Annotated in this window: 19 protein-coding genes; 12 read left to right on the plus strand and 7 right to left on the minus strand. The window is 45.1% G+C overall.

The genetic code is table 11. The features are described from left to right. Nucleotides 1-240 (plus strand): hypothetical protein (locus tag ANPL_RS04750; protein WP_236822885.1); only part of this gene is annotated, 240 nt, incomplete at its 5' end. Between the two features lie 19 nt (nt 241-259). Here the strand turns inward: ANPL_RS04750 and ANPL_RS02415 are convergent. The 5 genes from ANPL_RS02415 to ANPL_RS02435 all read right to left on the minus strand — a co-directional run bounded on the left by ANPL_RS02415 (nt 260) and on the right by ANPL_RS02435 (nt 6,939). Continuing rightward, nucleotides 260-2,710 carry a valine--tRNA ligase gene (locus ANPL_RS02415; RefSeq protein ID WP_169193195.1) on the minus strand — a complete coding sequence of 817 codons (2,451 nt, stop codon included), beginning with the start codon at nt 2,708-2,710 and terminating at the stop codon, nt 260-262. Between the two features lie 324 nt (nt 2,711-3,034). Next, nucleotides 3,035-3,277 (minus strand): hypothetical protein, encoded by a 243-nt coding sequence (locus tag ANPL_RS02420; protein ID WP_169193196.1) that lies wholly within the window; start codon nt 3,275-3,277, stop codon nt 3,035-3,037. Between the two features lie 363 nt (nt 3,278-3,640). Continuing rightward, nucleotides 3,641-3,952, minus strand: coding sequence for a hypothetical protein (locus tag ANPL_RS02425; RefSeq protein WP_169193197.1), 312 nt, complete (start codon nt 3,950-3,952; stop codon nt 3,641-3,643). 881 nt (nt 3,953-4,833) lie between these two features. Next, nucleotides 4,834-6,165: a P44/Msp2 family outer membrane protein gene (locus ANPL_RS02430; protein ID WP_169193198.1), complete on the minus strand. Its 1,332-nt coding sequence runs from the start codon at nt 6,163-6,165 to the stop codon at nt 4,834-4,836. 213 nt (nt 6,166-6,378) lie between these two features. After that, entirely contained in the window at nt 6,379-6,939 is a 561-nt protein-coding gene (locus ANPL_RS02435; RefSeq protein WP_169193199.1) for a P44/Msp2 family outer membrane protein, read from the minus strand. 401 nt (nt 6,940-7,340) lie between these two features. On the opposite strand from ANPL_RS02435, the gene pyrE reads away from it, so the two are divergent. The 6 genes from pyrE to ANPL_RS02460 all read left to right on the plus strand — a co-directional run bounded on the left by pyrE (nt 7,341) and on the right by ANPL_RS02460 (nt 11,422). Beyond that, on the plus strand, nt 7,341-7,973 hold the full coding sequence (gene pyrE / locus ANPL_RS02440) for an orotate phosphoribosyltransferase (RefSeq protein WP_169193200.1): 633 nt from the start codon (nt 7,341-7,343) through the stop codon (nt 7,971-7,973). 14 nt (nt 7,974-7,987) lie between these two features. Then, entirely contained in the window at nt 7,988-8,800 is an 813-nt protein-coding gene (locus tag ANPL_RS02445) for a HesA/MoeB/ThiF family protein (RefSeq protein WP_174764262.1), read from the plus strand. 223 nt (nt 8,801-9,023) lie between these two features. Then, on the plus strand, nt 9,024-9,170 hold the full coding sequence (locus ANPL_RS04755; protein ID WP_236822886.1) for a hypothetical protein: 147 nt from the start codon (nt 9,024-9,026) through the stop codon (nt 9,168-9,170). Between the two features lie 706 nt (nt 9,171-9,876). Continuing rightward, the gene (locus ANPL_RS04870) at nt 9,877-10,071 is read left to right on the plus strand and encodes a P44/Msp2 family outer membrane protein (protein ID WP_410518189.1); all 195 of its coding nucleotides are present in this window, start codon (nt 9,877-9,879) and stop codon (nt 10,069-10,071) included. 96 nt (nt 10,072-10,167) lie between these two features. Continuing rightward, nucleotides 10,168-10,932: a P44/Msp2 family outer membrane protein gene (locus ANPL_RS02455; protein WP_169193201.1), complete on the plus strand. Its 765-nt coding sequence runs from the start codon at nt 10,168-10,170 to the stop codon at nt 10,930-10,932. A 268-nt stretch (nt 10,933-11,200) separates the two neighbouring features. Next, entirely contained in the window at nt 11,201-11,422 is a 222-nt protein-coding gene (locus ANPL_RS02460) for a hypothetical protein (RefSeq protein ID WP_169193202.1), read from the plus strand. A 675-nt stretch (nt 11,423-12,097) separates the two neighbouring features. Here ANPL_RS02460 and ANPL_RS02465 read toward each other — a convergent pair. Together ANPL_RS02465 and ANPL_RS02470 are read right to left on the minus strand one after the other, a co-directional pair. Continuing rightward, on the minus strand, nt 12,098-13,879 hold the full coding sequence (locus ANPL_RS02465) for a hypothetical protein (protein ID WP_169193203.1): 1,782 nt from the start codon (nt 13,877-13,879) through the stop codon (nt 12,098-12,100). A 963-nt stretch (nt 13,880-14,842) separates the two neighbouring features. After that, a complete protein-coding gene (locus ANPL_RS02470) occupies nt 14,843-15,073 on the minus strand; it encodes an SDR family NAD(P)-dependent oxidoreductase (RefSeq protein ID WP_169193204.1) in 231 nt (76 codons plus the stop codon). 249 nt (nt 15,074-15,322) lie between these two features. Between ANPL_RS02470 and putA the strand changes: the two genes are divergently transcribed. The 5 genes from putA to ANPL_RS02495 all read left to right on the plus strand — a co-directional run bounded on the left by putA (nt 15,323) and on the right by ANPL_RS02495 (nt 21,357). After that, nucleotides 15,323-18,457 (plus strand): bifunctional proline dehydrogenase/L-glutamate gamma-semialdehyde dehydrogenase PutA, encoded by a 3,135-nt coding sequence (gene putA, locus ANPL_RS02475; protein ID WP_169193626.1) that lies wholly within the window; start codon nt 15,323-15,325, stop codon nt 18,455-18,457. 746 nt (nt 18,458-19,203) lie between these two features. Next, on the plus strand, nt 19,204-19,764 hold the full coding sequence (locus ANPL_RS02480) for a head-tail connector protein (protein ID WP_169193205.1): 561 nt from the start codon (nt 19,204-19,206) through the stop codon (nt 19,762-19,764). Nucleotides 19,765-19,778: 14 nt separating this feature from the next. Beyond that, nucleotides 19,779-20,168 carry a hypothetical protein gene (locus ANPL_RS02485; RefSeq protein ID WP_169193206.1) on the plus strand — a complete coding sequence of 130 codons (390 nt, stop codon included), beginning with the start codon at nt 19,779-19,781 and terminating at the stop codon, nt 20,166-20,168. Then, entirely contained in the window at nt 20,149-20,547 is a 399-nt protein-coding gene (locus ANPL_RS02490) for a phage tail tube protein (RefSeq protein WP_169193207.1), read from the plus strand. Before ANPL_RS02485 ends, ANPL_RS02490 begins: the two co-directional genes overlap by 20 nt. A 123-nt stretch (nt 20,548-20,670) precedes the next feature. Then, nucleotides 20,671-21,357: a hypothetical protein gene (locus ANPL_RS02495; RefSeq protein ID WP_169193208.1), complete on the plus strand. Its 687-nt coding sequence runs from the start codon at nt 20,671-20,673 to the stop codon at nt 21,355-21,357. Nucleotides 21,358-21,392 lie beyond the last annotated feature (35 nt).

Below are 21,392 nucleotides of genomic sequence, written 5' to 3' on the forward strand. Positions count from 1 at the left end.
GTCGCTGTGGCTGAGGTAGTTGTGTTAGATTCAGAACGCAAGCTTCGTGTTTTAGTACACGGAATTACCGTTGAAACGACGCCATGTTCTATAGAAGTCGGCGGCCAGCTTCATCGGCTACCCATGGTAGTTGAGGTTGTGGAAACCCAAATAGCGGTTAACATTCCTACTTTCGCACATGGTGGTAAGTGCGGCGCTAGTAGAGATATTACCCTGTATCAACAGGATTTTTGCCTTTAACGGGGCCCTTGTAGATTGTTTATGTAGCCTTAGCAGCCAGCTTAATTTCTACCGTAGGTGCAGTTGCTGGGGAGATAGCTTCACTCAACAGCAGGTTCTCTATGCTACAAACGTGCTTAAAGTCCTCGAGCATGTGTACCGGAAATTCCTCTGTTAACCCAGCTATTGTGACTGACTCTACAGGGTATTTTACCGACACTTGTGCAGCAGTTTTAGTTTTTCGCACCTCTTCTATCAGGCTTACCATAATATCTCCATGTGTTTCCATAGTCATATCTGTGGGAATTGTGTCGCTAGTAGGCCACGCACTGGAATGTACTGATGTTCCATAAAGAGTTTTGAAAATATCTTCGGTGACAAAGGGGACATATGGCGAGAAGAGCAGCAGAAGCGTGCGCAAGACTGTTTCCAAGGTTAAAATTGCTGATGCATGTCCAGCGGCATCCCCGTTGTTATATGCACGAAACTTTACCAGTTCTAGATAGTTGTCGCAGAAATCTTTCCAGAAAAACTCTTCGACACAAGACAGCGCAAGACAGTACTCGAAGTCGTTGAGGTTTTTTGTGCTGTCATCCACAACTTTACTGAGTTTTGTTAGAATCCACAGATCGGTGGGCATAAGCTGGACTGCTGAGGGGGTATCCCCGTTTAGGAAAGAACTCACAAACTTGCTAGCATTCCATATTTTGACTACCAGGCGCTTTCCGATTTTTAGAACCTCCTCAGAAAATACCGTATCTGCACCTGTGCGGGCTCTAGCTGCCCAATATCTCACTGAGTCTGCTCCATACGTATCCAGAATTTTTGCTGGGTCCATTGCGTTATTTTTCGACTTGCTCATCTTTGACTTGTCTTCCGCAAGACACCAGCCACTGATCATGATGTTCTTCCACGGGATATCGTCATCATGCAAATGAGACTTAAGAATTGTATAGAAAGCCCAGGAACGTATTATTTCGTGACTTTGAGCACGCAAATCCGCCGCAGGACATGATGACCATAATCCCTCATCGGTCATCTGCGACCTTGCATCAAGGACAAAGCGCGGTGACAAGGAGCTGGTTGCCCAGGTGTCCATCACATCTGTATCCGCCATGACTTCCTCGCGGCTATAGCCCTCAGGTAAGTCTTGCGATGGATCAACAGGCAATGCCTTCACATCAGCAAACAGTGCCTTTCCTTCTTCTCCGGGGCGCTTTGAGTACCACACGGGGAAGCATACCCCGAAGTACCTTTGGCGAGAAATACACCAGTCCCAGTTTAAATTCTCAATCCACATTTCGATGCGCTTTTTCATGTGGGGCGGATGCCACTGTATTTTTTGCACTTGTTGCATCAGCGCATTCCTGTGCTCGACCACCTTAACGAACCACTGGTCGCTGGGTAAGATCTCTACAGCTACTCCTGAGCGTTCTGCGCAACGTACTACATGAACAATGGGCTCTCGTGCAACCAACAAGCCTTTACTATAGAGTGCAGCGCAAACTGCTTCTCGCGCATCCTTGATCTTAAGCCCTTCGAACTGCGTAGATTTGATCTTTGCACCAGCAACGTCAAATTTATCCAGGCCACTCAGACGCCCAGTTTTGTCGATAATAATCCTGGTATCTAGCTTGTGAACGCGCCACCAATGGACGTCAGTTTCATCACCAAAGGTGCAGCACATAACCAAACCCGTCCCCTTGTCCACTTTTACCTTGTCATCTGGGAGAATTCGCACTTTATGTCCGCCTATAGGGACAATGGCGACTTGGCTATTAAGATGCATATAGCGCTCGTCCTCGGGATTATAGAATACTGCAACACAGGCTGGAATCAGTTCTGGACGCGTTGTTGCTATATGAATTGGCAATCCACTTTCTGTGTGGAAGCAAATGGTATTCATGTTGGAAGGGAGCGTGCGATCTTCTATCTCAGCGTGAGCCAGCGCTGTCTGATCAACAGTATCCCACAGTATGGGCTGCTGTTTGCGGTATATACCTCCTTTGTTATACAGATCTAAAAACGACTGCTGGGAGATTTTTTGTATTGTGCTACCAACGGTATTATATTCCAGAGCCCAATCACAGCTAATACCTACCGCGCGGAACAGCTCACGGAACTTTTCACGAAACTCCGCAGAGACTCTGCTGCAGGTAGCAACAAACTCTGCCCTGGATACTTGGGCAGCCCTTATTCCAGTTACTTTCTCCACAAGACGCTCGGTCGGAAGGCCATTGTCGTCAAATCCCATAGGATATAGCACATCAGCCCCAGACATTCGCTGATACCGGGCTATGAAATCCGTGTGGCAGTAACTGAAAATGTGTCCCATATGTAAACTACCCGAAACGGTTGGAGGAGGGGTATCAATAACGAAGCTCCGCAAGCCATCTCCACGCCATCTATACGTTGCTGCACCGTCCCAAAAAGTACGGCATCTCTCTTCTATAGACTTATGGCTATACTTTTCGTCCATTGATGCTCGCATAAAACGTTCCTGTTATTTTCCAGGTAGATGAGCAGAGTATAGAAAATTGGCCAAGGCAAAACAACCTAATTCCGGCCTTTTAGTGCACTAAACGCCAATGTGCCTGCCAATGAGTGAGTACAGTCAGAGTGCTTGGTAGTGCCATCAATGTGTATCCTATCACCACTTTGTTTTGCTGTTTCCTGTCACTTTTTTATCACCACTACATGTAAACTCGTTGTACTTGTCCTCCATAATCTTCCATACCCAGGAGCACACAGCTCCTATCGCACCTTGACAGCAGTTTAAATCGTAAGATACTGGCTTACCATACCCTATGTTATCTCACTTGCGCTCGAGGGGGTCCTCACCTAGTGGAATATCATCCCATTTTTCTCTGCCTAATAGGTGCGGAAGACTAGGTGTACTTGCTTCAAGCCTTCCAAGATCTACGCCGTCTTCAACGCTTGGCACCTTCAAATCGTACGCAGGACAGCTCAAAGGAGGATTCTGGAAGTTATAACAAGCACCTGATCCAGTCTGATCTTCCGCAAACACCCCTTGTTTTTCTGTGCTTATCGTTGTCAAAGAATTAACATCCCTTTGTTACACTGCACCCATATTTTGGGTTTACCGCGTAAAAGCCTCCCCCTTCCCGACATCGGCCCGTCTATTCTCTTTTTGGTTACGTTCAAGGACTCCACTTGAGTTATGTGCAACGGGTTTTATATGGTACTCCTCCAAAATCTAGCGCAGTAATGTATCTCAGATTTTCATTTTCTTATAATTTCCCGGGGCACAACCCGCCTATGCAGTATAGCGCACAGGCCCCAGGAACCGTTAGAAGTTGTCTTCCACTTAAGTGCACACTATAGTACACAGGAGATTTGTTGTGTGTTCCGAATCGAGACAGACCTCAAGCACGATTCTGCTCTCCACCTACAGTCCGAATTAGCAGCGGCCCCTCTCATCAACTGGCAGTTGCTTGAACCCGCTTCTATTTCTTGTTACCCTACTGACCCACGAAGTAGCGCTACTACCACAGAACGCCAGTGCACCAGACATTTTCGCAACACTTCTATCCCTTAGACTCCCGTGTTCTTCAGCATACGTCGCCTTAAATGAATGCCCAGGAGCTTTATCTTGCGATGCAGTACTTCCAGTAAGAATTTTTAGCATGCCAAAGCCCCACCCCCTCGTGGTAGAAGACAATGACGGAACTGACTCTGCAACTTCGCTAGTGCTATATAGCTCAGGTTTCATGTATTACTCCCTTCCAACCCAGCGGCGTAGTATATCACAGATTTTAACTTTTTGACAATGCCCAGAAAATTGCAGGACCCTGCTGACAGAATTACATAACGTCATCAATGTGCAAATCGGTGGTAACATCGCATAAGTTGTTTCTGCCGCTTGCCCAATTTTTTAATACCCATGCGATCGGCTCATAGTGTATAACGATTTCTTTTCTTGGTTAGCCAGCTTTTTAAATAGTTTGTTCCCCCATCCAACATGTCTAGTAGATGTTTTTCGCCCGGAAACTAGCGTATTTACTTGCTTGTACCGAGGAAAAAGAGTTTGTGCTGATTAGCAGCATAATCTTCTCGTTAATCCTCAGTTATATTGTATATTGCCACTAATTGAGCGCTACTAAGGCTGCTATCATGAGCACATTTGCCCAGTATACTGCATGAGACAAAACATGTAACTCTCGTAGCAGGAACAGGCATTGTGCGAAAAATAAACCTGATTTTCCTGCTCAAAATGCCACTGCGTCTGCTTACTTTCGGTCGTAACTATTTGCTTTTGGATGGGTTCTTGTTTATGGTTCCACAGAATATTATCTCCTCTTACGTGATTGTCATCCCCCAAACATGTGCTGGTACCCTATGTTGTGGTCTGGTATCGTAGTAGCACCTTCCATAAGGTAAAAGTCCTATCATAGAGGAAAAACGCCATGGTATGCCGGCGCGCCGCACTCTGGATCCCCGATTAGTCCTCTGGTCTTCACCCCCTACCCCTATTGAACCGTGAGTACGGAGTATTACAGATCTTAGTTTTCAAGAATCTTTCCAGAGTGCGACTCGTCTTATGTCGGTGTAAGAGCCCCTATTATGAGCTACTTTACGGACACATTCCTGGCATCAGAACTCTAATCTGACACCAAGTTCCGCGCCGGTGTAAGCCAACTTGAACGATGCCTTAGCGGACTGCTTAGACTTGCTTCTGGTTATGTCACCAGCAAGTCTATATACAGGCAGCTCTTCGTATTTTCCTTCACTCAAGACCCTATGGTGGAACCCGGAAGCAAAAATAGTAAGGTTAGGAGCCAACTTATAACTCAGCCCTGCTTTCACCTTCCAAGCCAACTTCGGAGTATAATGCTCATCGGCAACACTAACAAAGTTAGCACCTATACCTGCGCATGCAAACGGCACGATGTGCAGTTCCTCATAGCGCCAATCATAGCATGTATTGAACATTACTGATGCTGAGGTCAGGGCGCGTATTTTCACAACTTCAGCCCCGGCAATTTTCTGCGTCAGGATGCGGGCAACAGTTTCTCTCTCATTCTTATTAAGTCGGTTGATCAGGTCTTCTGCCATACCCTGGGCGGTGTTTATCTTACCTTTAGAAGTTCCAGGCCACCCACGGTTGGTTTTGGTGCCGTCGGCGGAATCCTCTTGCATAATGTTATGTCCTTCCAATGAGCCAAAGCGTTTGCTAAGGCTTCCTACACCATATTCAGGGTAACCTGGTATGCCCAACCTGCCTGAGAAAACTGTGCTAGCAAAATCCACACAACTCCAGGGCTCATGTTTTGCCAAGCTATATGGCGTGACGTGTCTTCTGTACCCGGCTATACTCCTTCCAACCTGTTTAAAGCAAACCTTCTTGTCGATTTCTGGGCTGGTAAGCTTAATCGCTTGGGCAAAATCAACAATACCTTGTGCATCTACTTTTGCCAGCTCTGAGGCAAAATTTTGCACCTGTTTGTTGAGCAGGCTATGCACTAGGTTTTTGGCGAGAAGGTATGCTGATGAAGCATCTCTGTCCGACGTGCTGCCAGTTGCACTCTTGACCTCAAACTTTTCGTAGCCAACTTCAAGTTCCACTCTTGCAGCACCTATCCGATATCCTAGACTTCCTTCTACCCCCAGCGGAGAACTATTCTGGAAGTTTATACTGTGCACCGGTATACTCAAGTCAAAATCACTAATATCCCAACTCTTTTTCGCGCCGTGCAACCCCGGATACCAAGCAACAGTACTACCATCACTAGCGCCCACAGAAAAGTTCTGAATGTTATGCCAAGAAGGACTATAGCTTAACCCAATATAGACATTTCTCCCAGATTGAGTGCTCAAATTTTTCTGAGAATAAACTGATTCAGAAACACCTTCATTGCTTCCCATCAGTGCTAATGTGAGTAACGCGCCAACGCCTAACGTGTATTTACCGTAATTTCTTCTCATTCTTTACGATCCCTCATACATTAATGTGTATGCAGAACGGACTTTTACTAACTAATAAAGCCTCTCTTTTCTATCTGCAGTTGGCATTCTACACCTCTAAATTTACGCAAGTGTAAACTGTAGTGATATGGCCTATTATCCTCACTACTTATGCTTGTGCACTTTGATCCTAATGCTTGTATAACTATACATAAGAGCAGCTATTTTTACTGATTAAGATTCTTTTGCTAAGATCCAAACTACTACACGATATCTCATAAACTCATAACTCAAACCAGCCTTGACCTTGTAAGCCAGTTTAGGAGTGACGTGTCCGTCAACAATGCCAACGAAGTTAGCACCTACACCAAGACATGCATAAGGTACTATACTAAACCCTTCACTCTGCAGATCATAACAACCATTCAACATTACTGACGTTGTCGACACCGCACGGATCTCCACTACCTCACCACCGGATATAGTCCTCGTTAGCAGCCCAGCTACCTTGTTCTTTTCGGCGCTGGTTAGTTCTCTATTCAACGCAATACTTAGGTCTTCCGCTTTCGCAGCGTCGTTGTTCCCGTTAGGCCATGCTTTGCCTTTGTTGTCAGTATTTACGTCTGCCTTCGTAAATATTTTACTGAACTCTGCGGTGCTGACGCCGTTGCTGCCAGTCTGCGTACACTTCCAGCTGCCCGCGGCATTGCCGCTGCCGCCCTTCTTACAAACCTTTCCATCAATATCCTTTGCCGATGTGCCAACAGCCTCAGCTACCGCGCACTGCGTGCACAAGGCAGGTTTAGCTGAGAGTCATTTCGTTGTTGGAATGATTTACCCTACACTGCTGCTGGCACATAAAGAAATGTGGCCGGCGCGCATACAAGATGCCGGGAGGGGGCTTCATGCGTGGTTGTTAGGTTTTTGCTTGAGAAGAGTGGATAGTATTCCCAATCTTCAGAGTAAGAAATGCACAACAACCAGAGTAGTGCAGTCGAAGAAACTACGGACGCGAAGAAAAACACGGGAAGTGTCTGGGGTTCCCTCTGTTTTATGCACACAGTCTATCCTCATATTTTTACACTTTTTCGTACATTACACAGTGGCTTACACGCGAAGCGCCCGTGTTCTTGTAGACTACTATTTTCCGCATAATGTGCTATTATGCTTGATACCATATGGGTAAGGTAGTTTTTATGCATGAATTTCAGGTTGGAAGCGAATTAGAAACTGAGATTCTGAGTACTTTGCTTGAGCGGGGGGCAATTTTGCGGGGGCATTTTCTGCTTTCTTCAGGTCTGCATTCTGATACATACATCCAGTGCGCAAAACTACATGAGGTCCCAGCAGTCTGCGAGAAAATCTGTGGCAAGTTGCTTGATAAAGTTCGCGACCACTACGCATATTTACTCGATGCCGACGTCGTCGCAGCGCCAGCTGTGGGCGGTATTTGTTTCGGATATGAGGTTGCAAGACAGCTTAATGTGAATTTCGTTTTTTTCGAGCGTGTGGAGGGAAGTTTCGCGTTGAGACGCGGACATGGTGTTGTCCCGGCGTCCAGGGTTCTTATAGTGGAAGATGTGATAACTACGGGAAAATCCTCTCTTGAGGTGTACAATGCCATACGGGGCATCGGTGGGGAAGTTGTTGGCGAGGTCAGTATCATAAGACGCTCGCATAACGCACAACTGCCTTTCCCAGTCGTTAGTCTTCTTTCTCTTGATATTAAGAATTATCCTGAAAACGAGGTGCCAGCATCGCTTGCGCAGATTCCTGTGACAGAACCTGGCAGCAGATTTTTCAGTAAGCCTTGGGACAAACGCGCATAAAGGGACGCAGCGCTATGGACTTGCGACAACGCTATGATCGACAAGTGGTACTTCCGGAAATCGGAGTAGTGGGACAGCAAAAATTGCGGCAAAGTAAGGTGCTGGTAGTTGGATGTGGTGGGCTGGGAAGCAGTGTCATTCCCTTACTCGCAGCAACAGGTGTGGGAAAGCTAATGTTGTGCGATGATGACACGGTAAAAATCTCCAATCTTAACCGCCAAATTATGTTTCAAGAAACCAGTGTTGGGAAAAAAAAGGCCGAGGTAGGCTCAAAACTCGCGCATGGTATCAATGGTGATGTAGTTGTAGAAACGATAACTGTCGCCATAGGACCCCATAACTTTGAATCCATGCTCGAAGGCGTAGATGTCGTTGTCGATTGTGTTGATCGGCTAGCAGTGAAGATTTTTCTCAATGATGCATGTGTCGCCACGGGGACGGTCTTAGTTCATTGTGTCGCTATTGGCTTTCGGGGTGAGTTAATGGTCATAGTGCCCCAGAATGGTCCTTGTTACCGCTGCTTTTTCGAAGGATCGCCCGTAAGTACAGATTTAAACTGTGCAAATGCAGGGATTGTGTCCTCCACTGTGGGTGTAATCGGGGGTATGGCCGCATCAGAAACCATTAAACACCTCGTGGGCATCACACCGCAGCACCTGGGCAAACTATATAGGGTAGATCTGCTTGATAACAGTTTTGACACATATGAATTCGCAAAAAATCCGAGGTGTTTCACTTGCGGCTTGGACGTACATGCTGATCCACACGATAGAGAATATTATGAAGGCAAGTTGCGACTTCAGCGCCGCGGTTACAAGAGGGTTTAACACTGCTAAGACAATAAAGGTGTTGCAGTAGGGTATTCCAGAACATCACTCTAGCAACCACGCAAACTGGACCACATGTTGGGCAAGTGGCGTGCAAACTGCTCGCGACACCAACTCGATTCCACGGCTCCTGAAATATCTACCAGTACTAGTCATATATTAATGCTGTCGAAGGAAATCGCAGCTTTTGCCGAGGCTGTTGGCCATCAGGCCAGGGATATTGATGGTAAGGTTTGTAATTCGTAAGAAGAAGGTAGGCGCGAAGATAGGCGGTGACGTGGTGCCGTTTACCGACACGAGACGTTGGTGTTGCGTTGATTGCCAATCTGCGCATTCGGATAAGAATAGGTTTGCGAAGCCGTCGCACTAAGATAGAAGTTTAAGCTGGAGATTCGAGGACTTGTCTAAGCGCAAACAGTGTAGTGATAAGAGCGATCTAAGCTGCTCAGGTAACTATACCAACCGGGGCTGGCCGGGGACAGCGAAAGGGAAGATAAACACTGCTCAGGGTAGAACACGTATGGTACATCAACAAGCAAACCAACCGTGGCTGGCCGGGGACAGCGAAAGGGAAGATAAACACTGCTCAGGGTATGGCGGGAGAGAGAGAGGGGGGGGGGGGATCTTATTTAAAAAACTTACCTGTAAGAAGCATTAAAACGCAGTAGTTATGTATGAGCGGCGAGATGCACGCAGGAAGTGTTGTGTTACATCTGTATAAATAGATGAAGATGGAGCTAGTTTAGCACTTTTGCTTCTTTTATGGCAATAGGCGGGGGCTGCAGGACAGGGATTAGAAGTCCACCTAGAAGTCGGGCCAGGCGCCAGTAAGTACGTGTTATCAGAGGATAAATAGAGTGGTATGTTTGAGGACCTACCTAGGCGGACAAGGTGTTAAAAAAGTAGAAAGAATGAAGTTAGCTCTTTCAGCGGTTGGCTTGCTAGCCATGCTGCCTCTACTTGGGTGCAGGCATCCCCTGTGCGAGGTATCAGCAACATGGACAGATTCAGTGGAGGCAACTTCTACGTAGGACTAAATTATAGTCCAGCATTTAGTATGGATAAGTAATTTTGAAATAGGGGAAAGTTCCGGGAGTACTGCTGCGGTTTATCCGTATGCCAGAGATGGTGCCATAATAGAGCGTAGATCGGACAAGTTCGACTGGGGCATGCCGAATCCAAGCATCTTATTTAAGGACAGTCATTTGATAGCGCTGGAAGCGAGTATAGGGTATAGCATTGGATCTGCGCGGGTGGAACTGGAGATATGATATGAATCGTTCAAGACTAGGGGAATAAAAGATAGGGGGAACAAGGAAGAAGATGCTGATGCACTGTACCTACTGGCAAAGGGTCTTCCACATTATTTGGTAAGCCTCCAAGATGAAAGGTTTGGCAGGGCTCTTGCGGAAACAACAGCAAGTGATTTGGTAGCTTTTGCTCAAGCTGTAGGCTATTCAGCACCTAGGATAAACGATCAAGTTTGCGCTTGCAAAGCAGAGGGGCCAAAGACAAGTAGTGAATATAAGAACTACCGCCGGGGAGATAAGTTTGCTGAAAAGCATGGGCCTGTGAGTTTGTCGGAGTTTGGGGAAGCCATAAGAAAGATGCCGGACAGCTGGCCTCATGGGGAAGCGCGAGGGGACAACGAAGGAAGGCCAAATTGGGCTGCAGCGAAGTATGGCCTTGTAAGACTGACGCAAGATGAAACAAAGGTTGCTGCCGCTCTGCTTACGAAGACCATTTCTGGAGGTGAAGTAGCAGAAATCCGTTCTGTGTCGACAACTTCGGTAATGTTAAATTCTTGCTATGATCTAGGAAGTGAGGAGTTTGACGTTGTTCCTTTTACGTGTTTAGGTGTTGGTGCAAACTTTGTGAGTATTGTTGATGGGCAGGTCACGCCTAAGTTGGCTTACAAGGTTAAGGCTGGTCTTGGCTATACACTGTCACCTGATCTCTCAGTATTTGCTGCCGGGTTCTACCATAGAGTCCTTAGAAACGGGGAGTACGACGATTTGCCGGTACAAAGTCTTGTTGATGACATTACTACGAACAGGAGCGAGGAGTTTGCGAGAGCATCATTCAAGATGGCGTACACAGGTGCCAAAATCGGTGTAAGGCTTGTATTCTAGTATTCATTGCGTGCTTGCTGTCCCCAATAACACCCAAACAAAAAGAGCGCATTAGCTGAATGCTGCATTGTTAGATAAAAAGGAAAATAGCAGCTTTAGCACAGGCTGTTGGCCATCAGGCTAAGGGGATTGATGGGAAGGTTTGTGCGAAGAAGAGGGTGAATGACGTAACAGGGGGTGACGGCGTCACCACTGGGGTCAATGGCAAGTCAGTACAGTGGAGCTGTATGATTACACCGGGAACGCGCACACCAATGGCCATACGAAAGTGCCACTCGGACAAAACTATGTCCTGGAGGTTTGTGAATGTGGGCATGACCAGGGTGCGGCGAAGACCAGCACGGATCCGGTAAAGTCAAAGGTCGGAAATTACACCGCGCGCGGCTGGCCAGGTAGTATCGTAAGCAATACGGACACTGCGGAGGAAATGGCCAAAGAACTGTGGACACTGAATAGGAACGAAAAAGGAAAAGTTGCCAGCCCACTATAAAAGACTATTTTTGAAGCTAAAGTAGTGGATATTTGTTGTTGTTAGATTATAGAACACAAGCTTAGTGTTCTCACACAGCACTACATGGCTCTCAGCTACACTCTATAGAAGTTGCGGAACAACTTCCAAGATCATTTCTGGAACTGGTGGGAAAGATGTGTTGAGCTGATATGCAATGAGCTATCCCCTATAACAAAGCACAGTTCGCACTAAGCTTATTACTAAGCTTTCACGGACCATTACTGGGACTCAAGTTGCACAAATTCGCGTAATATGCAACACCTGCTATGTTAAATTGTAGATTTGCCCCTACATGCAGCATGTTTAGATACTAGAGAAAAGACATACAATCGTGACACAACTTGCCTTATTCCTCCCCCCCCCGCTCACGATGAAAAACTCGATCACGGAATGGCATTTGCGAGGACTGCTTTGCCATTGTTTTCACGCTTCCTGCACATGTAAACACTGCTGCTCTTCTCTGTAGATTCACCACTACCCACGGCTGACTATTCTGCTCTTGCATCCATACCATACAAAACTTGTTGCATTTCCCATAACCCCCAATGCTTCGTTATGGCTTTAATGGCTTATTTGATATTACCAGCATATTGCGTATTGGACAAAATGCCATATGCAGTGTTTTCTTTGAATATTGAAATCAATGGGACAAGTCTATCTTTGAAAGGAACTCACGTCACTGATGGCTACTTTTCTACACACCTGAACGTGGTCAATTAGGTTACTGGCGCTGCGGCTTTGACATGAAGGTGTAGCTGTTCGGTGAGCAGGAAGAACATCAACAGTGGACGCATCTGTCATATAGCGATGCAGATCGTTCCCGTAAACCCTTTCTATAAATTGCAAAGGAGTAAGCTTACCAAGGAAGTTATCACAGATAATTCGTGCACCTTTACTCACTTCTCCTGGAAAAACCCGCAAAACATCGTAATCATCACTTATCCAATAGCTTCTGTTAATTGCAACCCTACCTGAAAATATATCTAAGGCCTTAAGTGCACACACTACCACACCACCTATGTATCTAAAAGTCTTGGAATTAAGGTTTTGCTTGTGATGAATGGTCAAACATGCCACATTCGCGCAAATGCGTCTTATTCTATTCTCTATACTTTGAGATAAGCCATTTGCGTCGCTGACAGGGCCTTTTTTCTTCCCACACTCCTCTGGACACAGTGCCATCTTTTCCAACTCAACATGTGAATCATGAATCAATGCACATAAGTCTATGATACGCTGTATGCGGCTGACCAATATTGGAAAGTCATCCTTATTTTCTATTGTGCACATCGCCGCTTTTGCATACAGGCAAATCTCGCACACTACGGCTTTCTCGAAATAAGAGCGACATATGGAGACTTGCCTATCCTCTGACACACCACCTAACGACACATATGCATAATACATCCCTAGTGCATGCTTCGCTATGCATGCCGATGTTATGGAAACGCCGGCAAGCGATTTGCATCCATCATCGCTCTGCGCTCTTTCTCTTACAACGTACGCCACAGCATAGAACTTCTCTACCAAGCCTCCAACTAGAGTAGTAAGCGCTTTAACAAAGTTCTCAGGAGTGTATTCTGAGGCAAGTCCCGCAACACGAACTGCAAGCGCGGCATCCAACTGCACGAGCTCATATTCCGTATATGTGATTTTCCTCGCTGCCATAAGAACGGTATTTGACGCAAGGGTTATTGCCCTGCGCAACGAGGCTGCCCAACTCCTGGCTCCAAGCTGCTTATCCGACATTGTACTTTTGTTTTGAGTATAGACAAACTCCTGTACAGCATAAATGGCTTCGATGAGGGAGTACTCCGCTACCTGAAGACATCCGTCAGGATCTACCTCCACTACATCTTCTGGGCATATTCTGTGTAGAGTAAAAAACATGATGTAAAATTCATTTAGCATCTTGGTAACAAAAACAGGCTTGAGAAGGTGGTTTCCCTTCACCTTGTGTAGACTCCCTTCATAATCCAGGAGCTTGCAGAAATATTCCACTTTTCCCAAAGTAAGCCCTACATTCTGCAATGATCGGTTAAGTACCACATACTCTGAACAAGATGGCCGTTCTATAGCATCTCGCGTGCACTGCAAGTTACATAAAACGTTCGCCAACGCCACTTTAGTATCTACAAGAGCATGAAAAGTCTTCTCCAAGGCTTCATCAGCATCGAGCTCGCTACCTATCCTACATATGCCCACAAAAGTGTCATCGGAGAAGCTTCTCGTTGCAGTCTTAGACTTTAAGAAGGGACGGATGCGAAGCAAATTTTCAAAGATCACACTACTAGCAGCAACCGCGTTGTCACGCGCTACGGTATAGCTAGCAACAACTCGTGTTGCTTCCACGGTGTCCCCGTCAGCATCTTCAACTGTCGATAGTTTTTTGTATCTAGGTAACAAATCCCCTCCCCCTCGTTTCTCACACAACATGAACAAAGATACCTGAAATGCTGCCCTAGCTCTTCACCCTATACTCAACTCAAAACAACACGGGAAAACCCGGCACAAGGCCCTCTTTCTGAAAAACCTTAAGGAAGCACCAAAGCTCTAGTAAAAATCGCAGGCAACCCAGAAGTGGTAAAAACCGGTGAGCTACCCCAACATTCACGCGGTACTAGCATACCCCGCGCTGCACCTCTAGGATGAGTATACACTACATGAAATTGCAAAACTATGCATCCCATAGTTTGTTACCGAGCATGCCGTAGAAAAAAGCTCTGACTTTTCACAGGTTCTATCACGGCAAGTTCCGTCTCGGTTCGCGATATTTTCTTAAGATGTACACAAATTCTAGGCAGAGCAGCAATACTACGACAAAGGAATAGAGCCGAATCGTATTATTCCAAAAACGTCTATCGAGATAAACGAACAAGAGGTTAATATACGTCAAGGCTCCATCCCAAACTCCATAGTCTTGAATGACATCATTTCATCTCTATCATCGGCAAAATTGCTTAAGACTTCACATAAGATACTACTTTATTACCACTCCTCCGACCTTTATTCTCGCTCAAATTACTCCACTTCATGGCAATATTCTTCCCTACAATAGATCACTTTAAGCGGGCCCAGTATAAGCGGCAAGAACAGATCGGTGTAAATAATACACGGTCGGTGAGGAGCTACGCGTATGTTGCACGCAAAACATATACACCTATACAGAGAAAAAATAGATGGGTAAATACTCAAGTGGCCAATCTTGAACCTGCAAAAGTAGACAGATTTGAACAATGTATTTGTGATCCAAGTAAAGATTATCACAATTAAACATGTGCCTAATAAGGCGCAACTGCCCCTTGTCGCCGATTATATACACATAAGAGATAGCAACTTAGTCTAACTGACGTGCACCGACAGTAGCAGTAGCAAAAGAGAAGTAAAAAATGCAGCAGGCTACCGTGAAGTTGCAAACCATGCAGGCACTTCACATAGGTAGTTAAGCAGATTGCATTGCAAAACATGGGTTTTAGACCCACACTCACGTGCAACCTTTTCAAGGGTATCCATCCTAGTTCCGGAAAGACACAGCTCAGCACCAGAAGCTGCAAAAAGAACAGCTATAGCCTTGCCAATGCCTCCAGATGCTCCTACTATTAATAGCCGCTTTCCGTGCAAATCAAACATATGTACACACAAATAAAATCAACAAATCATAGCAAAGCGCGCATCTCTGATACGCTAACTAATTTGTTTGATTAGTGCAACATTATTTGGTAACATCGCCGTGTTTTTCTTACTCTGTGGGCCCTTGTATATTGGCTTATGGTCGCGTTCGTGTGTGTTAAGTGTGTATGACTCCATGAGTTTGCGTAAGGGTTGCCAAAACGGGCGTAGCGTTGGTTGTTTAATGTTTTGAGGAGATAGCAGTACATGATGATGAGTTCATTGCAATTACCTGATGAGTTACGTAGACGCATGCAGGGGTTGTACAACGCAGATGAGAGAAGTTACATCAGATATTTGACTGAGCGCTCTGAGATCTCTCCAGACTCAAGGGTAAGAATTTATAACCTCGCCAAGCAGATAATAGAAAAGGTTCGTTCCAGCAAGAGTACGACAATAATGGACGCATTCATGCAGGAGTATGGGCTCTCCACAGAAGAGGGAGTTGCTCTTATGTGTTTGGCAGAATCTCTCCTTAGGATCCCTGATGGGTCTACTATAGATGATATGATTCGAGACAAGATAACACGTACAACCTGGAATAAACATATAGGCGGTTCCTCATCTATCTTCGTTAATGCTTCAACTCTTGCACTGTGTGTAGGGGCAAGGATGTTAAGGGAGGTTGACGACTCAAGCTGGTACAGTGTGCTATCTAATATGCTTAAAAACATGGGGGAGCCTATTATAAGGAAAGCAGCGCTCCAGGCCATGCAGGTACTTGGTAAGCACTTTATTATGGGGCAGAACATTAAGGAAGCGGTGGCGCGCGCTGATGATCAAAAGCAATTATGCTCCTTTGATATCTTGGGAGAGGCTGCCAGAACGAAAGAAGATGCGGAAAGGTACTTCTCTCAGTTTATAAGTGCACTCGAAACTATTGGGGGCTCTTCTGATAAGAGTGATGACGTGGGATCAAAGCATGGGTTATCTGTTAAGCTATCAGCTTTGCATCCTAGGTATGAATTTGCTCAGGTAGACTGCGTTATAGATGAGCTGTCTTCCAAAGTTTTGGAACTTTGTAAGATAGCCAAAAAGTATAACATGATCGTGCAACTTGACGCTGAAGAAGCCAGAAGGCTAGAGATCTTGTTGATGATTCTTGATAGAGTTTTCTCGGACAAGTCGCTAGATGGTTGGGAAGGTCTTGGGCTGGCTGTTCAGGTATATCAGAAAAGGGCTCTCAGTGTTCTAGATATAGTTGAGGATATGGCTATAAGGGCCAACCGCAAGGTTATGCTTCGGTTAGTTAAGGGTGCTTATTGGGATTATGAGATAAAAAATGCGCAGGAGCTCGGTTTTGAGAGTTATCCAGTGTTCACGAGGAAGGTGTATACAGACGTATCTTACTTTGCATGTGTGCAGAGGATATTGAGCAAACCAAATACTTTTTACCCGTGCTTCGCCACTCATAACGCTTACACTTTAGCTTCTGTGCTGGAGACTGCAGATAAGGATCATCCGGGCTTTGAGTTCCAACGTTTACACGGAATGGGGCAGGGTTTATATAACTGCGTTACCGAAGTTGCTCCAAACATCAGGTGCCGTGTTTACTCTCCGGTAGGTAGTTACTATGACCTGCTGCCTTACCTAGTAAGGAGACTTTTAGAGAATGGAACGAATACCTCCTTTGTGAACATGATTAACGACGTTGACATCTCCGTTGATCAGCTTCTGGTTGATCCTCTTGAAAAAGCTAAGGATTTTGAGTATGCACCGCATCCGCACATTCCACTGCCGGTAGATATGTTTCCAGATGGTAGGAAAAATTCATTGGGTGTAAACACTGCAGACTCTTTGGGGATGTCGGTTCTTGAAGAAGAGATAGGGGCCTTTGCTGGAGTGAGCTGGAAGGCGACTCCTGTAATAAATGGATGCGATGTTGAGGGTTCGGAGGCAAAAGAGGTTTTCTCTCCGGCTGATCATAGTAATAAGGTTGGTGAAGTATTTTTTGCAACAGTAGAGCAAGCAAAGGAGAGTGTCGAGGCTGCTCATGCGGCATTTAGGGGTTGGAGTAATACTTCTGTGGAAGATCGCGCTAAGATTTTAGAAGAAGCGGCGGATCTTCTTGAAAGACAAAAAGGAAAGTTCTTTTCGCTTCTTATAAACGAAGGTGGAAAGGAGATATCTGATGCGATAGCCGAGATACGTGAGGCTGTGGATTTCCTTAGGTATTATGCGATGCAGGCTCGCAAGGAGATGATTGAGCCCATTAAACTTCCGGGGCCATCGGGTGAAGAGAATTATATGTACTTCGAAAGCCGGGGTGTCTTTGTGTGTATATCCCCATGGAATTTCCCTCTGGCAATCTTCATGGGGCCGATAGCGGCAGCATTGGTAACTGGAAATACCGTAGTAGCTAAACCTGCAGAGCAAACTAGCATAGTGGCATATGAAGCGGTGAAGCTGCTTTACGAAGCGGGAGTTCCCGTGGAAGCTTTGCATTTCGTTCCGGGAGAGGGAGGGGTTCTTGGAGAGAGTTTAGTTAATAACCACCTAGTTTCGGGTGTGGTGTTCACTGGTTCTACGGAAACTGCAAACATAATAAACAGAAACTTGGCGAAACGTGGGAGAGATATAGTTCCATTCATTGCAGAAACCGGTGGTATCAACGCAATGATTGTGGATAGTTCTGCGCTGTTAGAGCAAGTGTGTGATGATGTATTAAATTCAGCATTCAAGAGTGCGGGGCAGAGGTGTTCTTCTCTGAGGATTTTGCTGCTGCAAGAAGAAATAGCTGATAAGCAGATTGAGTTAATATGTGGTGCTACCGCCATGCTAAAGGTGGGGAGTCCAATGGAGTTGAGTACAGATATTGGGCCAGTAATCGACCAACTGTCATACGATATGTTGACGTCTTATGTAGGCGAAATGCAGAAAAAGGGCGCGAAGTTGTTGTACAAGTTGGACCTAGATTCTGCCCTTACCGAAAAAGGGTACTTCTTTCCGCCGCACATTTTTGAGGTGGGTTCTGTCTCTGAAGTGACTAGAGAGGTATTTGGGCCTGTGTTGCATATAGTAAGGTATAAGAAGGCTGATTTGAGACAGGTTTTAGAAGAGGTTAATGACGCTGGCTATGGGCTTACTTTTGCTATACAAAGTAGGATTCAGAGCCGGATAGATGAAATTACGGATCTGATAGGTGCGGGAAATGTCTACGTAAATAGGAACCAAGTAGGTGCCGTCGTAGGCGTTCAACCTTTTGGTGGGCGAGGTCTCTCGGGGACTGGTCCGAAGGCGGGGGGGCCGTTCTATCTACACAGATTTGTTACGGAAAAGACGGTGAGTGTTAATACGGCAGCCCTGGGTGGAAATATAGCACTTGCTTGTATGGAAGAGGAGTAAGCACTTACTTTTAAATGAAGGTGGAAGTGTAGCCCTTTTCAGTGTAGGGGTGGTGTTCTGTGGGATACTGTCGCCTTACCGCGTCAGGGGCCTGGTGAGTGCGGCAGAGCCGTGGTGTAGCGTCTATCTGCATGGTGGAATGAAGCATAAAGTTTGTTCGTTATTTGCCCTATAAGAGATAACTTTATGGACAGCGCGGAGGAAGGTGGTGTGCGGGGACTGTGCGCGTAAGGTCTGTTTTTGTTCCTGCATTGTGATGCTGAGCTGTTTTTCCGACGCTGCTATAAGACTTGTACTTGGTGTTGCTTTATAGCTGCATTCTGCAAAACCTATTTACAAAACTGTAGCTTGGCGTTTCTAAATTTGCTTCCTTATCAAAAAATTTGTGGAATACAATGATAGCTCTGCTATCCGGTATCCTTTATTATGTGATGAAAGAAGAGACATTTTCTCATAGCAGTCCATTCTATCAAAAGATGCTTAAAGATAGATTTCGATCAAATGAGCAACGATGGCAGCTATTTAAAAAGTTCAATGTCATCAAGGGAAAGTTAGGGTCCTTTTGGCTAGGAGATCACGCATTGTGTTGTGCAAGTTATATTGATCTAGATGAAGGAGTAAGGTTAGAGTTGATTTTTACCCTTCGTGTGAACGCCATTTCTCACGCATGAAATCGCGTTCCATTTGAAATTTTCTAAGTGACAATAAGAGTGTTTTACCACCTGCCTTTTTATAGGTAACAGGTTATGATGGAAAATTCCGTCTTTGAAGTAATTCGGAGAGGACCACCAGCAGATCTGCCAATCTCATTGGCAGAAGCGAAGTCGTTCATTGGTATAAAAAACGAGGAAGAGGACGTTCTTGTCCGTCGACTGGTATCTATTTCTACGGAATATGCACAGTGGTTTATGGAAAAGTCTCTGGCAAAACAAGCATGGCAATTATCGTACAGTGGAAAGCAAATGCCACTGAAAATCTACCTTCCATTTGGACCGCTGTTATCAGTCAGTGAGGTAAATATTCAAGAGAAGAGTCGTGGTATAACGGTTCACGTCGCTAGAGATAAATATCGCGTCGATACCGCGCTTTCCTGCATTGTGTTTATTACTCCAATCAACACCTTAAAAGTAGAGGTAACGTATTTGTCGGGATACGAAAATACTGATTCTATTCCGGCGCAGGTAAAATACGGCATATTGTATCATACAGCAGTCGCATATAAGAACAGAAGCGACATGGATGTTAGGCACCTTGCTTTTATTAAGGACATATACCAGCCTTTCAAGGAAGTGCGCATTGTGTTGTAAACAAAGAGTGTTTTATGTCAGCTATAGCATACTTCTACCTGAGGCTTACAAAGCATTTCCAAGCGGATAGGGTCTTAAAAATCTTGCTGAGCCAGGTTTATGAACAGGTACCTACGAGTGCGGCGCTGCCTTATACATATGTGAACCTGGATCTCGTGGAAGATATCCGTACCTACGGCGATTTAGCTCATCGTATAAAAGTTTCATGCCATACATTTTGTAACAATCTAAGCGAAATGCTCGAGATAGTCGAAGAACTCCGATCGTGTATACACAGTTTTTTGCGTAAAAGAACTTATGTCACTCTTGCGGACATGCACTACAAAATTATTTGTATCCCGTCGGGTAGTTTCCAATCGGTGATCCACATTGAGGTACTGTCTCGTGATTTCAGTGAAGATTAAAGGTGAAGACAATGAAAGCACTCATTTGAGAAACATGAAAGGGGTGAAACTATCCTTTCATAACAAAATCCCGAAAGTAAGAGGGCCATATACAAAAGGTTGGCGTACTTTTATAGAAGAGTCCGGAGATAGACACATTACAATAAATATTCGGGGAATTCTTAGTAACTCCAAAGCCGAGAGTATCTTGGGTGCTGCGGCTTTACACAATGCATTTATCTTTTGTGAAATAACTCTCCAAAGCTTCTTGCAAGAAGTTATCAGTGCTAAATTCTTCGTAGAGCTTTATGAAAAAGATTGTGCTGTGGGCGAACTAGAATACTTTTCTATAATTTTGGTTAGTCATGGAGTAGTGGAATATGAGACACTTCGCAGCTGATTAAAGAAATTTACGTCCCTATATATCAAGACTATTTATTAAGTTCTTCATAGAATTAACCGGGTATTCATACATAGTGTTGTAAAATCCTAAGAGAGTGACACCAGTGGAGTATTTCTCGTTATGCGCTGTAGCTCTCTTACATACGAGCCTCAAGTGTGTTTAATAGAGAATGAACAGTCGAGTTATCAGAGATTCTCCGCCAGAAAAGCATCACTTGGAGTTCAGAAGCAGCATGTGCGATGTATAAGCAAGAGTAAATCTCGCATTATTTTCGAAAGCGAGCGGCCAAAGGGACGCAACCCAGAGCATTTTCTTCATAGGGGAGCGGGGAAGTCCAGCTTTGCTGCATTAAGGATAAATAAGAACAGCGTTTATGGACGCGCTGCGTTCCACAAGAAGCCATTAAACTTTGTGCAAAAGCTTAAAAAGGAGAGGGATAATGTGCTGCAAAAGGAGTTATCTTCCGTAATAAAGAGAATGGTGAAGGTGAGCATAGCTCATGGCATGGATCCCGTACAAAGGGCAGGGCAAACTAGTGAATCCAATGCAAGAGAGGCTGCTAAATATGGGCGCAAAGCCAAGGGAAGGCGCAGATTCTTTACTTCACTTTTCAAATTGTTACTAAAGCTTTTTTTCCTTGCGGTTTTTCCAATAGTCTCATTTAAAGACGTGATTGTAGATTGCATACTGAAAGTATGGGAGGATAAGCATAAAAATAATAAAAAAGGAAAAAAGTGGTCATCATTTGCAGAAAGGGTTTTGTTGCAACGAAAACGACAGAGTTCCATTCCTTTGAGAGCAATGTAATTCCTTGCTCTGGTCTATATAAAAAAGCAAATTAC

This window comes from Anaplasma platys, from assembly GCF_012790675.1.
Lineage (GTDB): Bacteria > Pseudomonadota > Alphaproteobacteria > Rickettsiales > Anaplasmataceae > Anaplasma > Anaplasma platys.

Bases quoted from the DNA above. Each gene is read 5' to 3' on its own strand.
- ANPL_RS04755 (WP_236822886.1), top strand. From the start codon at position 9,024: ATGGTAAGGTTTGTAATTCGTAAGAAGAAGGTAGGCGCGAAGATAGGC.
- ANPL_RS02415 (WP_169193195.1), bottom strand. From the start codon at position 2,710: ATGCGAGCATCAATGGACGAAAAGTATAGCCATAAGTCTATAGAAGAG.
- ANPL_RS02480 (WP_169193205.1), top strand. From the start codon at position 19,204: ATGATGGAAAATTCCGTCTTTGAAGTAATTCGGAGAGGACCACCAGCA.
- ANPL_RS02425 (WP_169193197.1), bottom strand. From the start codon at position 3,952: ATGAAACCTGAGCTATATAGCACTAGCGAAGTTGCAGAGTCAGTTCCG.
- ANPL_RS02495 (WP_169193208.1), top strand. From the start codon at position 20,671: ATGCGCTGTAGCTCTCTTACATACGAGCCTCAAGTGTGTTTAATAGAG.
- ANPL_RS02430 (WP_169193198.1), bottom strand. From the start codon at position 6,165: ATGAGAAGAAATTACGGTAAATACACGTTAGGCGTTGGCGCGTTACTC.
- putA (WP_169193626.1), top strand. From the start codon at position 15,323: ATGATGAGTTCATTGCAATTACCTGATGAGTTACGTAGACGCATGCAG.
- ANPL_RS02445 (WP_174764262.1), top strand. From the start codon at position 7,988: ATGGACTTGCGACAACGCTATGATCGACAAGTGGTACTTCCGGAAATC.
- ANPL_RS02485 (WP_169193206.1), top strand. From the start codon at position 19,779: ATGTCAGCTATAGCATACTTCTACCTGAGGCTTACAAAGCATTTCCAA.
- ANPL_RS02470 (WP_169193204.1), bottom strand. From the start codon at position 15,073: ATGTTTGATTTGCACGGAAAGCGGCTATTAATAGTAGGAGCATCTGGA.
- ANPL_RS02465 (WP_169193203.1), bottom strand. From the start codon at position 13,879: ATGTTGTGTGAGAAACGAGGGGGAGGGGATTTGTTACCTAGATACAAA.
- pyrE (WP_169193200.1), top strand. From the start codon at position 7,341: ATGCATGAATTTCAGGTTGGAAGCGAATTAGAAACTGAGATTCTGAGT.